This window comes from Micromonospora sp. L5 (assembly GCF_000177655.2).
Classification (GTDB): domain Bacteria; phylum Actinomycetota; class Actinomycetes; order Mycobacteriales; family Micromonosporaceae; genus Micromonospora; species Micromonospora aurantiaca.
The window spans coordinates 1,874,191-1,887,397 of the sequence record NC_014815.1 but is presented as its reverse complement, the minus strand read 5'-3'; the positions used below and the strand labels follow the sequence as shown (position 1 = coordinate 1,887,397).

Below are 13,207 nucleotides of genomic sequence, written 5' to 3'. Positions count from 1 at the left end.
CCCCGACCGCCAAGCTGTTTGTCATCGGCCACCACCGCGTGGGCGGCACGGGACCGGTAGGCACGTCGGACACGGGGAGAACAGAGATGACCCAGCAGATGATCGAGCACCAGGACATGGACGTCACCCTCACGGACCTCGACGCCACCGACGAGCGCGGCGTCTCCACCGATCTGGTCCGGGCGTACCTGAACGGCATCGGCCGCACCAAGCTGCTCACCGCGGCGCAGGAGGTCGAGCTGAGCAAGCGGATCGAGGCCGGCCTCTTCGCCGAGGAGAAGCTGGCCACCTGCACCCCCGTCTCCGCCGAGCTGCACGCGGACCTGGCGCTGATCGCGGCCGAGGGCCGCGCCGCCAAGGACCACCTGCTGGAGGCCAACCTGCGGCTGGTGGTGAGCATCGCCAAGCGCTACACCGGTCGCGGCATGGCCTTCCTCGACCTCATCCAGGAGGGCAACCTCGGCCTGATCCGCGCGGTCGAGAAGTTCGACTACACCAAGGGCTACAAGTTCTCCACCTACGCCACCTGGTGGATCCGCCAGGCCATCACCCGCGCCATGGCCGACCAGGCCCGCACCATCCGCATCCCGGTGCACATGGTCGAGCAGGTCAACCGGATGGTCCGGGTGCGCCGCGAGCTGTCGGTGACGCTGGGCCGCGAGCCCACCGTCAGCGAGGTCGCCACGGCGCTGGAGATCCCGGAGTTCCAGGTGATCGAGCTGATCTCCTACGACCGGGAGCCGGTCAGCCTGGACCAGGCCGTCGGCGAGGACGGCGAGAGCGCGCTCGGCGACTTCGTCGCCGCCGTCGACCCGCGTACCGAGCCGGGCGACGCCGCCACCAACGGCGAGCTGCGCAACGAGGTCCGCATCGTGCTGGCCACGCTGTCCCAGCGGGAGCAGGCGGTGATCCGGCTGCGCTTCGGCCTGGACGACGGCCGGCAGCGCACGCTGGACGAGGTCGGCCGCGAGTTCGGCCTGTCCCGGGAGCGGATCCGGCAGATCGAGAAGGTCACGCTGCTCAAGCTGCGCGACCCGGAGCGGGCGAACCGGCTGGAGGCGTACGCCTGCTGACCCACCCCAGCCCCGACAGGCCCCGGCGGTTCGCCGGGGCCTGTCGCGCTTGACCCGGGCGCTCCCACCGTATACAACCGACTGGTTACACAACCAGGAGGTTATGAAAGTGCCCGCGGATCTGCTCGACGCCACCTTCGCCGCGCTCGCCGACCCCACCCGGCGTGCCATCCTCGCCCGGCTGGCCGCCGGGGAGGCGACTGTCACCGAGCTGGCCGAGCCGTTCGCGATGAGCCAGCCGGCCGTCTCCAAGCACCTCAAGGTGCTCGAACGCGCCGGCCTGGTCACCCGGGGCCGGGACGCCCAGCGCCGTCCCTGCCGGCTCGACGCCCGGCCGCTGCGGGAGGCGGTCGCGTGGCTGGCGGACTACCGGGACTACTGGGCCGAGAGCTATGCGCGACTGGACGAGGTGCTCGCCGAACTGACCGCCGGGGAGCAGCGGTGACCGGCCTGACCGTGTCCCTGCCCGGCGACCGGGAGATCCGGCTCAGCCGCGACTTCGCCGCTCCGCGCCACCTCGTGTTCGCCGCCTTCACCCGCCCGGAGCTGCTGGTCCGCTGGTGGGGCGCCCGGGGCTGGCACCTCGTCGAGTGCGAGGTGGACCTGCGGGTGGGCGGGCGCTGGCGGTTCGTCTCCCGAGGCCCGGACGGCGATCTGATGGGCCAGGGCGGCACGTACCGGGAGGTCGACCCGCCGGCGCGGCTGGTCTGCACCGAACTCTTCGACGACCAGTCCTATCCGGGCGAGACGCTGGTCCGCCACGACTTCACCGGCTCGGCGGACCGGACCACAGTCGTCACCCACCTGCGGTACGCCACCGCGCAGGGGCGCGACACCGTCCTGCGCTACCCGATGACCCGCGGCCTGGGCGAGGCGTTCGACCGGCTCGCGGCAGTGCTGCACACCGATTCGACGACAGGAGCGACGACATGAACTGGACACTGGAAGTGGTGGTGGTGCCGGTCTCCGACGTGGACCGGGCCAAGGAGTTCTACGCGCAGCGGCTCGGCTTCGTCCTCGACCACGACACGGATCTGGGCGGCGCGGGGCGGATCGTCCAACTCACTCCCCCGGGCTCCGGGTGCTCGATCGTCCTCGGCCGGGGCGTCGTACCGGAGATGCCGCCGGGCTCGCTCAAGGGCGTGCAACTCGTCGTACCGGACCTGGAGCGGGCGCGCGCCGAACTGGTCGAGCGGGGCGTCGAGGTGAGCGAGATCCAGGTGATGGGCCAGAACCCGCGCCCGGTGCCGCATCCGCTGGACAACGTCGGCTTCGTGTTCTTCCGCGACCCGGACGGCAACGAGTGGTCGGTGCAGCAGATCTCCGAGCGTGGGTGAGCGGTGTTAAAAGGGGGCCCCTTCTCTACCGGAGGCGTTAAGAAGGGGCCCTTCCTTACAAGCGGCGCGGGCCGGTGTCCGGGCGGGCGGCCTCCGCGCCGGTGCGCACGGTGGCGTGCAGCACCGAGATGCCGTCCGGCCGGGCCAGCACCGGGTTGAGCGTGAGCGACCGCACCCGCGGCTGCTCGTCGGCCAGGCGGCCGACCCGCACCAGCAGGTCGACAAGGGCCGCCCGGTCCACCGGCGCGGCGCCCCGGTGCCCGCGCAGCAGCGGCGCCGCGCGGGGCTCGTCGACCAGTTCGGCGGCGTCCCGGTCGGTGAGCGGGACCGCCCGCCAGGCCCGGTCGCCGAGCAGCTCGGTCGCCACGCCACCGAGCCCGAAACCGACCACCGGCCCGAACGCCGGATCCTCCACCAGCTCCACCACGCACGCCACACCCGGCGCGACCATCGGCTGGACCAGCACCTCCGCGCCGAACACCGGGGCCATCTCGGCGTACGCGCGGCGCAGCGCGGCGGCGTCGGTCAGGTCGAGGCGTACCGCGCCCAGGTCGAGGCGGTGCCGCAACCCGGGGGCGGCGGCCTTGAGCGCCACCGGCCGGCCGAGCCGTTCGGCAGCCGCCAGCACCTCCTCGGCGCTGCCGGCCGGCACCGACTCCACCACGTCGATCCCGTACGCGCGCAGCAACGCCGCCGCGTCGGCGCCGTCGGGCCGCAGCGCGGCGTGCCCGGCCGCCCGGTCCACGTCGGCCAGTTCCGGCAGCACACCGGCGGGCCGGCGCAGCCAGTCCGCGTACGCGGTCACCCGGCCCAGCGCGCGTACCGCCTCCTCCACGCTCGGGTACGCCGGCACCCCGGCCGGCACCAGCCCGGCCAGGAACGTCGCCACCACCGGCTTGCCGGTGACCCGCGCGTCGGGCAGCGCCGCCGCGAAGTCGGCCACCGGGTCGGCGAGCTGGCCCGGCAGCGGCGGCGCGAACACCGCCACCACGGCGTCCACCCGCTCGTCGGCCACCGCGTCGCCGAGCGCGGCGGCGTACGCGGCGGCGCCCGCGCTCGGCCCGACGTCCTGCGGGTAGCCGTCGGCGACTGTCAGTTCCTGGGCCGCGCAGGCGGTCGCGGCCAGCCCGGTCAGCGCCGACGAGTTGCCCACCACCGCCACCCGCCGCCCGGCCGGCAGCGGCTGGTGGGCCAGCAGCACGCCCACGTCGAGCAGTTCGGACACGGTGTCCACCCGGATCACCCCGGACTGGGCGAACAGCGCGCTCACCGCAGCCGCGTCCAGCGCGGGCGCGTCCCCCACACCAGGCGGCCGGGCCAGCGAGGCGAGCGCCACCACCGGCTTGCGGCGGCCGATGCGCCGGGCCAGCCGGGCGAACTTGCGCGGGTTGCCGAACGTCTCCAGGTAGAGCGTGATGACGTCGGTGGCCGGGTCGTCCTGCCAGTACTGGAGCAGGTCGTTGCCGGACACGTCGGCCCGGTTGCCGGCCGAGACGAAGCTGGACAGCCCGAGCCCGCGCCGGGACGCCTCGGCCAGCAGCGCCACCCCGAACGCGCCGGACTGGCTGAACACGCCGACCCGGCCCGCCGCGGGCAGCACCGGCGCGAGCGTGGCGTTGAGGCGTACCGCCGGGTCGGTGTTGGCAACGCCGAGGCAGTTCGGGCCGACCACGCGCATGCCGGCCAGGTGCGCGGCGCGGACCAGCGCGCGCTGCGCCGCCGCGCCGGCCGGGCCGGACTCGGCGAACCCGGCGGAGATCACCACCAGGCCGTGCGCGCCCGCGCGGGCCGCGTCGTGCACCACGTCGGTCACCGCGTCCGGCGGAACAGCCACCACCGCGAGGTCGACGTCCTGGCCGGCGTCGGCAGCCGACGGGTACGCGGGCAGCCCCGCCACCGTCGCCGCGCTCGGGTGCACCGGCACGATCGCCCCGGCGAAGCCGCCGTCGCGCAGGTGCCCGAGCAGCGCCGCGCCGACGCCCTGGCCGGTGGTGCTGGCGCCGTAGACGGCGATGCCGCGCGGCGCGAGCAGCCGGGCGATCGACCGCGCCTCGGTGCGGTGCTCCCGGCCGCGCTGCACCTCCAGGGTCGCCTCGGTGGGCGCGATCGGGAAGCTCAGGTGCACCACGCCGTCGGCGTACTGGCGCTGGACCTGGTAGCCGAAGTCGGCGAAGACCCGCAGCATCGCCCCGTTGGCCGGGAGCACCTCGGCGACGAAGTGCACGATGCCGTTGCGCCCGGCCGCGTCGGCAAGGTGCTCCAGCAGCACCGACCCGATGCCCCGGCCCTGGTAGGCGTCCTCGACCACGAACGCCACCTCGGCCTCGGGCGAGGCGGGGCCGAGCCGCTCGTAGCGGCCGACGGCGACGATCCGCTCGCCGGCGAGCACCACGAACGCCTCCCGGTCGCGGTGGTCGACGTTGACGAAGCGCTTCAGGTCGCGTTCCGGGATGCGCGGGTACGGCGAGAAGTACCGCAGGTATCGGGTGCGCTCCGAGAAACGGCCGTGCATGGCCACGATCTCGGGCGCGTCCTCCGGGCGGATCTGTCGCAGCTGGACGGTCGTGCCGTCACTGAGCAGCACGTCCAGCGGTTGCTCGACGGTGGTCACCGGTCGGTCCTCCCCTGCCGCCGGCTCAGTCGCGCGGGTCGTGCGGATCGAGCCCGAGCAGCGGGAAGACGGCCTTGCGGGTGGCCGCGACGGCCCGGTCCACCGCGTTCGGCTCGCCGCTGGGCTGCCACGGCTGGTACGACGGGTCCACGTCGTCGGTCATCCGCAGCGGCACCTCGTGCCCGGGTCGCCGCCGCGCGGCCAGGTCCCGCCAGCCCGGCGGGGTGAGCGTGGCCGGGTCGACCGGCTCGCCGGTGGCGATCGCCAGCAGGTGCGTCCACGCCCGGGGCACCACCTCGACCAGCGCGTACCCGCCGCCGCCGGTGGCGACCCAGCGGCCGTCGCACAGCTCGTCGGCGAGCGCCCGCAGCGCGCGGTAGGTGGCCCGCTGCCCGTCCACCGACAGGTGCAGGTCGGCCAGCGGATCCTTGCGGTGCCCGTCGGCGCCGCACTGGGTGACCAGCACCTGCGGCCGGAACGCGCGCAGCACCGACGGCACGATCGCGTGGAACGCCCGCTGCCAGCCCGCGTCGCCCACCCCCGGGGGCAGCGGCACGTTGACGGCGGTGCCCTCCGCGCCCGGGCCGCCGGTCTCGTCCGGGAACCCGGTGCCGGGGAACAGTGCGAGCGGCGTCTCGTGCAGGCTGATCGTGAGCACCCGCGGGTCGCGGTAGAAAATCTCCTGCACGCCGTCGCCGTGGTGCACGTCCACGTCCACGTACGCGATGCGCTGCGCGCCGAGGTCGAGCAGCCGCGCGATGGCCACGGCCGGGTCGTTGTAGACGCAGAACCCGGCGGCCCGGGCGGGCATCGCGTGGTGCAGCCCGCCGGCCACGCTCACCGCGCGCCGGGCGTCGCCGCGCCACACCGCCTCGGCGGCGGCCGTCGTGGCGCCGGCGATCAGCGCGCTCGCCTCGTGCATCCCGTCGAAGACCGGATTGTCCGAGGTGCCCAGACCGAAGCCGGCGAACAGCGGGTCGCGCGGCGCGGACCGGACCGCGTCCAGGTAGGCCGGATCGTGTACGCGCGTGAGCAGCGCGTCGTCGGCCGGCTCGGGCTTGACCAACCGCACGCCGGGCCGGTCCAGCACACCCAGTTCACGGGCGAGCGCCATCGTCAGCTCGACCCGGACCGGGTCGAGGGGATGGTCGCCCATGTCGTAGGCGAGGAGAGCCTCGTCCCACACCACCACCGTGTCGTCGGCCATGCGGCCATCGTCGCACGTGGTCCGGGACGCGCCCACCAGTCGTACGCTCACCGGCCGGACGTGCCACCGGTCGCGACCGGACGGTCCGGGTCGGCCACCCACTCGCTCCACGAGCCGACGTACAACGCGGCGTCCGGGCGACCGGCCAGGTGCAGCGCGAGCACGGCCTGCGCGGCGGTCACCCCGGAGCCGCAGTACGCACCGACCGGCGCGTCCGCGTCCACCCCGGCGGCGGCGAACCGCTCCCGGAGCGCCTCGGCGGCGGGGAACCGGCCCTGCGTGACGTACTCCGGTGCGGGCAGGTTCACAGCGCCCGGCACGTGCCCGGCGACCGGGTCGACCGGCTCGTGCTCGCCCCGGTAACGCGGCGCGGCCCGTACGTCGATCAGCACGCCGGGCCCGGCGGCGGCGAGCCGGGCGGCAGCGGCGGCGTCGAGCACCGGCAACGCGCCGGGCGCCACCGTCACGTCGCCCGGGACCGGGGCGGGCACGCTCGTGTCGACCGGCAGGCCGGCTGCCGTCCAGGCCGGGAAGCCGCCGTGCAGCACCCGCACCTGCCGGTGCCCGGCCCAGCGCAGCGTCCACCAGGCGCGGGCGGCGGACATGCCGTCGCCGCCGTCGTACACCACCACGGGACGACCGGCGCGGACGCCCGCGGCCCGCAGCGCGGCCTGCAACGCCGCCGGGTCCGGAAGCGGGTGTCGCCCGGCGGCGCCGGGCGGCCCGCACAGCTCGGTGTCCAGGTCCACGAAGACGGCGCCGGGCAGGTGGCCCGCGGTGTGGTCGTCGCGCCCGGGCGGGCCGGTCAGCCGCCAGCGGACGTCGAGCAGGGTCGGCGGGTCGGCGTGATCGAGTTCGGCGGCGAGCCGGTCGGGCTCGACCAGCAGGTCTGTGGTGGCGGCCATGCGGCCCAGTCAACACCATTCGGCCCGCCACCTCCGGCTTCGCCTGCGTCGACGGTCGGTGGGAGCGGGTACCATCGGAGCCCAGGAGGCCGCAGACGTGAAGCACGACCTTGTTGACACCACCGAGATGTACCTGCGCACCATCCTCGAACTCGAGGAGGAGGGGGTGCCGCCGCTTCGTGCCCGCATCGCCGAGCGGCTGAAGCAGAGTGGTCCGACCGTCAGCCAGACCGTCGCCCGCATGGAGCGCGACGGCCTGCTCACAGTCGAGGGCGACCGGCACCTGACTCTCACGCCGCAGGGGCGCAACACCGCCGTGTCGGTGATGCGCAAGCACCGGCTGGCCGAGTTGCTGCTGGTGAACGTGATCGGGATGCCCTACGAGGAGGCCCACGAAGAGGCCTGCCGGTGGGAGCACGTGATGAGCGACGCGGTGGAGAAGCGGGTCTTCGACCTGCTCAACCGCCCGACCCGCTCGCCGTACGGCAACCCGATCCCGGGCCTGGCGGAGCTGGGTGACCCCGGCCAGACGCTTGCCGACACCGTCGAGGGCGAGCGCAACCTGGCTTTCCCCGGCCTGTCCGGTCCGGTCGTGGTGCGGCGGATCTGCGAGAGCGTGCAGACCGACTCGGACGTGCTCCGGCAGTTGCACGCCGCCGGCGTCGACCCGGGCGCGACAGTGACTGTGGCGCAGGAACGCGACGCCGTCTCCATCGACCGCTCCGGTGACCGGGTCCGGCTGCCCCGCGAGGTGGCGTCCCGGGTGTTCGTCGCGGCCCGCTGAGGCCGGCTTCCGGTCAGAGCTGCTCGGCTACCTGCGATCAGAGCTGCCTGGTGTCGATCACCTTGGCCAGCGTGACCAGCTTGCCGGCCGTCTTGTCCGCCTCCGCCTTCGCGGTGCCGGCCGGGGCGGTCCAGCGCAGGGTGGCCAGCCGTCCCTCGGTGGCCAGCCAGCCGACCTCGGCGGCCGGGCCGGACTTCGCGGTCTTGGGCAGCGTGCGCCGGTAGGCGGCCTTGCCCAGCTTGCTGATCTTCGCCGCGCCGCCCGGCTGCACGTCCAGGGCGAACGTGGCCGCGTCGATCGACGTCTCGGTCACCGACAGCGTCAGCTCCGGCAGCACCGCCCCGGCCGCCCGGACCACGCACGTGTGGGTGTCGCCCCGCTCGGTGGCCGCCGCCACGTCGAACGTGCCGCCGGTGTGCTCGGCGATCACCGCGAAGTCGAGCAGCCGGCACGCCCCGCCCGAGGACGCCGCCGCGACCGGCACCGGCGGAGGCGGGGCCGGCGGCCCGGACCGGGTCGGCGCCTCGTCGGCGCAGCCGGCGGCGAGCAGGACGGCCGGAACGGCCAGCCAGATTCGGGCACGCACGGGAGACCTCCGCGGTCGGCGGCGGGTCCGACCCGCCGGAGTTCCGTCGGACACCGTACGGCGTGCCCCAGCGGGGACGGAAGCCCCCTAATCGGCCACGTACGGACAGTGCCGGCAGCCTCGCCCGCAGCACGTGCCGCGCCGGGCCAGGAACCCGGCGCTGAGCACGAACAGCCCGGTCTCCGGGTCCAGGTAGCCGGCCTCCCCGGCGAGCGCGGCCGCGTGCGCGGCGAGGATGCGTTCCCGCCCGGGGTGATCCGGCGACAACCGGGACGGGTGGGGTTCGGTCAGGGGCCGTCCCGCCAGCTCGTCACGCACCGCTGAAGTCTACGGACGCCCTGCCCGCCCTAGTTGCCGCCCGGGCCGCCGTCGGTCCGCAGGCGATCCAGGTACGGCACGAACGCCTCGGGCCGCTCGAACATCGAACGGTGCCCGGCGCGCGGGATCACCAGATGGTCCTTGCGCGGTGCTTGAAGCTGCGCGTACCACTCGTCGAACAGGCGAAGCCGGCCCGGCACCTCCTGCGCGCCGTCCACGAAGTACGCCGGCACGGCGAGCTGCCGCACGTCACGCCGGAAGTCGACCTCCTGCAACCGGGGGTACAGCACGTCCCAGCCGTCCAGGAACCCGAACAGGTGCACCTTCTCCAGCAGGCTGTACTCGGACACGCCCAGGTTGCCGACAGTCCCGGTCTCGTCCTCGCTCGCGCCTTCCCGGTCGACCGGGAAGGCCCCGGCCTCATTGGTCAGCAACGGCTCGTACGCCCAGACGTCGCGGTAGGGCGGCGGGCCCTGCGCGGTCATCCGGTCCGCGAGCGCCGTCCGGCCGGTGCGGCGGGCCCAGGCCACGGTGTCGGCGTACTGGCTGCGAGCGGCCTCGCGCAGGCTCACCACCTGCCCGACGCCCACGTAGGCGGCGAACAGCTCCGGGTGCTGTCGCACGGCGAGCAGGCCGGCGATGGTGCCGCCGGAGTGCGCGACCAGGTGGATCCGATCCCGGCCGAGCCGTTTTCGCAGGTGCCGGGCCACCGCGACCAGGTCGTCCACCTCGTCGTCCAGGCGCCAGTCCGACGGGGCGCGGAACCCCGACCAGGAGCGCGGCCCGCCGGCACGGTCCCACACGGCCACCACGAAGCGCTGCTCCAGTTCGGGCAGATGGCGGCGAACCCCGCCGATCTCCGAGCCGCCCGGTGGCCCGGGCACCACGAGCAGTACCGGGGCGCTGCGGTCCGTACCCCTGATAAGCAGGCCCAGCTCGCGCCCGGAGGAGTCGACGGTGTCGAAGCGGGCGATGCCCCCGGGGATCGGGTCGGTGCGGCCCGGCACGGCCGCGCCGACGGTGACCAGCGCGAGCAACGCGGCCAGCAGACCGACGCCGATCCGGCCCAGCCGGCGCGGCACCGGCCGGCGCGGCGGCACCGCGTCGAGGCGGCGAGCCAGTCCGGCGCCGTAGGCGGCACCGACCAGCAGCGGCAACAAGCTCAGCAGACCGTGTACGCCCCGGCCGGCGAGCAGCGCCACGACGCCGAAGCCGGACAGGTGCGGACGGTCGACGGTCGGCCCGCGCAGCCGCAGCCGGACCAGCTCGACGGCCACCGCGAAGATCACCGGCGCGACAAGCATGAACCAGCGGGACCGGCTCAACCAACCGGCGGCCAGTCCGACGGCGAGGCTCACCGCGACGGAGACGAGTGCGGCGCCGACCGTGCCGGGCCCGCGCGGGGTCCACCAGCCGGCGACAGCGCCCCAGATCAACGGCAGCATCGACGCGAGGAGCACGCGGGCGCGCATGACGTCTCCCTCCGCCGAGATCGTCAACCCTAGCCAGGACGACCACTCTTCGCTGCCCCGCCCTCACGTGCGGTACAGGTCGGGTGTCGGCTGAGTGCTGCCGGAGAGTCGATCATGAAGTTGGCGGTCGTCGCGTCGGCGTGTCGCACCGCCAACTTCATGATCGCCGAAGACAAGGGCGGGGCGGGTGGGTCAGCGGAACCAGGTGAGGGACTGGCCGTGGCCTGTCGTCCAGGCCACGGGACGGCCGTCGAGGGCCAGGACGTTGTGGAAGCCTTCGGCGGGCGGCTCGGGCAAGTCGGCGTGGGGCAGGACTGACGGGTCCTCGTTGGCGATCCAGTGGCCGGGCAGCGTCCGGACCAGCGCGGTGAACGCGTCCCGGCGGGGCGGCGGCACCTGGTAGAGCACCGAACTGTGGAACACCACGAGCGTCGCCCCGGCCGGAGCCTGCGCTGCCAGCGCCGGCAGGTCGTCGACCAGGTCACCGCGTACCAGCAGGGGCGGATCGGCCGCCGCGACGGCAGCCGCGGCGCGCAGCCGTTCCCGGCGGTGCCGGTGTTCCGGCCAGATCAGCGCGTCCAGCCAGGCCACGTCGGCCGGGTCGGTGACGTCGAGCGGGTTCACGTCCAGCCCGGCCCGCCACACCACCTCCGGGCGCCGCCGCGGCGGATCGGTGCCGGTCAGGTCACAGTCGAGCACCGGCTCGCCCTCGCCGACCTGCCGGTCGCCGTAGCGGTAGGCGTACCGGTCCGGATAGAGGCACAGCCCGGCGGACGCGCCGACCTCCAGCAACGCCAGCGGCTGCGGCAACGCGGCGAGCACCGGCAGCAGCACCGCGCAGCGCCCCGCCTCGTTCGTCTGCGTCGCCCGCACCCGCATCTGCGCCGCGACGTCCGGCCAGTGCCCCATCACGTACGCGCGGAACGCCGCCGGGTCGTCCACCGGCCCACCGCGCAGCCGCACCACCCCGAACAGCAGGTTCGGCTGACGCTTGGCCGGCGGCAGCGTGTCGAGCAGGGCGAGCAGCTCCGGGTCACCGGCCACCGACCGCGACAACCGCTCGTACGCCGGGGACACGCCGCGCGTCTCACGCTCGGCGAAGACCCGATAGATGTCTGCCGTGCTCATCCCCCGAGCATTCCAGCTCGCGTACACGATGGGGTGTGACAGTGGGCACCTATGGCCGTTTGGGCCGACGGGGACGAAGCCCTCGGGAGATCTCCTCCAGGTGCCGCTGTTGGTGTTCGCGCACCATGGCCTCCCAGACCTCCTGGTCGAAGTCAGGATCGAGCGGCACCCATCGATGCGAGCCGTCGCAGTAATGAAACCGTTCGTCGCCCGGCCGAATGACACTCATCGCACCCACCCGAGGAAGCGCTGATGCAACACCCCGGCCGGCACCCAGGTCAGATCCTCCGCCGCCCACACCAGATAAGACCCCATGTACAAGCCCAACGACACCGGCGCTCCGGCGAACTCGGCCCGCAGCTCACGACGCCGCGTCGGGCAGGGCCACGGAGCGCCACACCCACCGCAGCTCCACACCGGAAGAACCGGCCCGTGGGTGGTCACCGGAGGCCGTCCAGGAAGCGCCGGGTGGCGGTCCGCGCCTGCCGGCGGGCCGCCCATTCGACCTGCTGACAGGGGTACGGAGACAGGCGCGCCCACCATGCCCGGCACCCCGTGCAGAAGCCGTCGAGGCCGGGTACGTGCACCGACAGGATCTGCCGGACCTGCGACTCCGTCACGTCTGCTCCTCTCCCGGCCAGTGGCCGCGACGGATCGGGATGCGATGGCGTGCGCGGCACGGCAGTTCCGCACCGCAGCGGCAGATCCGCCGCACCGCCGCCAGGACCACACCGGACGGTGCCGCCGGGCGAGGGTCAGCGCGACCGCCACCACGTACTCCTCGTACGACACACGAGCGCGCATGCCGCCTCCCAAATTTAGACTTCCAATTTGGAAGCCCAACTAGACTAAAAGTTGGACTCCTATTTTGGAACCCTGCCGAGCGTGTCGCGTCATCTCGATGCGGAGGGCGATAATCAGCCGATGGTCAACCCGACAATCCAGCGCAGGCGGCTCGGACTCGCGCTCAAGCGGGCTCGGGAGCACGCCGGCAGGACGCAGGACGAGGCGGCAGCAGTCATCGATGCCGCAGCGAGCAAGATCAGCCGCATCGAGCTGGGCCAGTCGGGCATCAAGCTGACCGACCTGCATCTCCTGCTCGACCTGTACGGCGTTACGGGCGAGGAAGCCGAGCCGTTACGGGAACTCGCTCGTGCCGGGCGCCAGCGAGGGCGGTGGAGCACATACCGCAACGCCGTGCCCGATTGGTTCCGCCAGTACCTCGACTGAGGGTGACGCGTCGGAGATCCGCTGGTACCAACCGGAGGTCGTTCCCGGCATCCTCCAGACCGAGCCCTACATCCGCGCGATGAACGCCACCGCCCACCCGCGCCCCAACGACGAGGATCTGGACCGAACGGTTGCCATCAGACTTGAGCGGCAGGCGATCTTGCGTCAGGACGGCGGCCCGGAGCTGAGCTTCATCCTGAGCGAATCCGCGCTCCGGCGGAACATCGGTGACGTCGACACCATGAGCGCCCAGCTCCGCCATCTCGTGGAAGTGAGCAATCAGCCAAACGTCTCGCTCCAGGTCTTCCCCTTCGACGCGCAGACCTACGAAACGACGTCCTTCAACTTCATCATCCTTCGCTTCGGTGATGACGCGGGCTCCGACGTGATCTACGTGGAGACGTTCACCGACGCGGATTACCTGGACCGGCCGGACGCTGTACGGGCCTACACTCGGCTGTGGGACCGGCTCCGGGCCGCCGCGCTCGGGCCGGTAGAGTCGCGCAAGCTCATCCAGCAACTGGCGGGGGAGCTGACGCGCTGACGAACTGGAGGT

General features: G+C 73.6%; 15 protein-coding genes. 7 read left to right on the top strand and 8 right to left on the bottom strand.

The features are described from left to right. Window positions 1-86: 86 nt before the first annotated feature. The 4 genes from sigB to ML5_RS09180 all read left to right on the top strand — a co-directional run bounded on the left by sigB (window position 87) and on the right by ML5_RS09180 (window position 2,410). Window positions 87-1,073, top strand: a complete 987-nt coding sequence (gene sigB, locus ML5_RS09195; RefSeq protein ID WP_013284771.1) for an RNA polymerase sigma factor SigB — start codon at window positions 87-89, stop codon at window positions 1,071-1,073. Between the two features lie 103 nt (window positions 1,074-1,176). Next, window positions 1,177-1,518: a helix-turn-helix transcriptional regulator gene (locus tag ML5_RS09190; protein ID WP_198039690.1), complete on the top strand. Its 342-nt coding sequence runs from the start codon at window positions 1,177-1,179 to the stop codon at window positions 1,516-1,518. Then, the gene (locus ML5_RS09185) at window positions 1,515-2,006 is read left to right on the top strand and encodes an SRPBCC family protein (protein WP_013284769.1); all 492 of its coding nucleotides are present in this window, start codon (window positions 1,515-1,517) and stop codon (window positions 2,004-2,006) included. Before ML5_RS09190 ends, ML5_RS09185 begins: the two co-directional genes overlap by 4 nt. Further along, window positions 2,003-2,410: a VOC family protein gene (locus tag ML5_RS09180; protein ID WP_013284768.1), complete on the top strand. Its 408-nt coding sequence runs from the start codon at window positions 2,003-2,005 to the stop codon at window positions 2,408-2,410. Before ML5_RS09185 ends, ML5_RS09180 begins: the two co-directional genes overlap by 4 nt. 55 nt (window positions 2,411-2,465) lie before the next feature. On the opposite strand, the gene ML5_RS09175 is transcribed toward ML5_RS09180, so the two are convergent. Genes ML5_RS09175 through ML5_RS09165 form a run of 3 tightly spaced genes read right to left on the bottom strand, consistent with a single transcriptional unit; the run spans window position 2,466 to window position 7,133 of the window. Next, window positions 2,466-5,021 carry a bifunctional GNAT family N-acetyltransferase/acetate--CoA ligase family protein gene (locus ML5_RS09175; protein ID WP_013474499.1) on the bottom strand — a complete coding sequence of 852 codons (2,556 nt, stop codon included), beginning with the start codon at window positions 5,019-5,021 and terminating at the stop codon, window positions 2,466-2,468. A 25-nt stretch (window positions 5,022-5,046) separates the two neighbouring features. Further along, window positions 5,047-6,228 (bottom strand): acetoin utilization protein AcuC, encoded by a 1,182-nt coding sequence (locus tag ML5_RS09170; RefSeq protein WP_013474498.1) that lies wholly within the window; start codon window positions 6,226-6,228, stop codon window positions 5,047-5,049. A 47-nt stretch (window positions 6,229-6,275) separates the two neighbouring features. After that, on the bottom strand, window positions 6,276-7,133 hold the full coding sequence (locus tag ML5_RS09165) for a sulfurtransferase (protein WP_013284765.1): 858 nt from the start codon (window positions 7,131-7,133) through the stop codon (window positions 6,276-6,278). Between the two features lie 97 nt (window positions 7,134-7,230). Here ML5_RS09165 and ML5_RS09160 point away from each other — a divergent pair, with 97 nt between their 5' ends. Then, window positions 7,231-7,917 (top strand): metal-dependent transcriptional regulator, encoded by a 687-nt coding sequence (locus ML5_RS09160; protein ID WP_013474497.1) that lies wholly within the window; start codon window positions 7,231-7,233, stop codon window positions 7,915-7,917. Between the two features lie 37 nt (window positions 7,918-7,954). On the opposite strand, the gene ML5_RS09155 is transcribed toward ML5_RS09160, so the two are convergent. From ML5_RS09155 to ML5_RS09130, 5 genes are all read right to left on the bottom strand, one after another. Continuing rightward, window positions 7,955-8,503, bottom strand: a complete 549-nt coding sequence (locus ML5_RS09155; protein WP_013474496.1) for a hypothetical protein — start codon at window positions 8,501-8,503, stop codon at window positions 7,955-7,957. Between the two features lie 87 nt (window positions 8,504-8,590). Beyond that, window positions 8,591-8,821: a DUF5522 domain-containing protein gene (locus tag ML5_RS09150; RefSeq protein ID WP_013474495.1), complete on the bottom strand. Its 231-nt coding sequence runs from the start codon at window positions 8,819-8,821 to the stop codon at window positions 8,591-8,593. A 29-nt stretch (window positions 8,822-8,850) separates the two neighbouring features. Then, window positions 8,851-10,293 (bottom strand): alpha/beta hydrolase, encoded by a 1,443-nt coding sequence (locus tag ML5_RS09145; protein ID WP_013474494.1) that lies wholly within the window; start codon window positions 10,291-10,293, stop codon window positions 8,851-8,853. A gap of 192 nt (window positions 10,294-10,485) precedes the next feature. Continuing rightward, window positions 10,486-11,421: a DUF2332 domain-containing protein gene (locus ML5_RS09140; RefSeq protein ID WP_013474493.1), complete on the bottom strand. Its 936-nt coding sequence runs from the start codon at window positions 11,419-11,421 to the stop codon at window positions 10,486-10,488. A gap of 440 nt (window positions 11,422-11,861) precedes the next feature. Next, window positions 11,862-12,041 carry a hypothetical protein gene (locus ML5_RS09130; RefSeq protein ID WP_013284757.1) on the bottom strand — a complete coding sequence of 60 codons (180 nt, stop codon included), beginning with the start codon at window positions 12,039-12,041 and terminating at the stop codon, window positions 11,862-11,864. Window positions 12,042-12,306: 265 nt separating this feature from the next. On the opposite strand from ML5_RS09130, the gene ML5_RS32745 reads away from it, so the two are divergent. Then, window positions 12,307-12,651, top strand: coding sequence for a helix-turn-helix domain-containing protein (locus ML5_RS32745; RefSeq protein WP_236619384.1), 345 nt, complete (start codon window positions 12,307-12,309; stop codon window positions 12,649-12,651). Beyond that, complete coding sequence (locus ML5_RS09125; RefSeq protein ID WP_236619383.1) at window positions 12,575-13,195, top strand: DUF5753 domain-containing protein; 621 nt, start codon at window positions 12,575-12,577, stop codon at window positions 13,193-13,195. Before ML5_RS32745 ends, ML5_RS09125 begins: the two co-directional genes overlap by 77 nt. Window positions 13,196-13,207 lie beyond the last annotated feature (12 nt).

What these genes read in the sequence shown, in the direction of transcription:
- sigB (WP_013284771.1), top strand. Translation starts at nt 87, where the DNA reads ATGACCCAGCAGATGATCGAGCACCAGGACATGGACGTCACCCTCACG.
- ML5_RS09190 (WP_198039690.1), top strand. Translation starts at nt 1,177, where the DNA reads ATGAAAGTGCCCGCGGATCTGCTCGACGCCACCTTCGCCGCGCTCGCC.
- ML5_RS09180 (WP_013284768.1), top strand. Translation starts at nt 2,003, where the DNA reads ATGAACTGGACACTGGAAGTGGTGGTGGTGCCGGTCTCCGACGTGGAC.
- ML5_RS09170 (WP_013474498.1), bottom strand. Translation starts at nt 6,228, where the DNA reads ATGGCCGACGACACGGTGGTGGTGTGGGACGAGGCTCTCCTCGCCTAC.
- ML5_RS09165 (WP_013284765.1), bottom strand. Translation starts at nt 7,133, where the DNA reads ATGGCCGCCACCACAGACCTGCTGGTCGAGCCCGACCGGCTCGCCGCC.
- ML5_RS09145 (WP_013474494.1), bottom strand. Translation starts at nt 10,293, where the DNA reads ATGCGCGCCCGCGTGCTCCTCGCGTCGATGCTGCCGTTGATCTGGGGC.
- ML5_RS09140 (WP_013474493.1), bottom strand. Translation starts at nt 11,421, where the DNA reads ATGAGCACGGCAGACATCTATCGGGTCTTCGCCGAGCGTGAGACGCGC.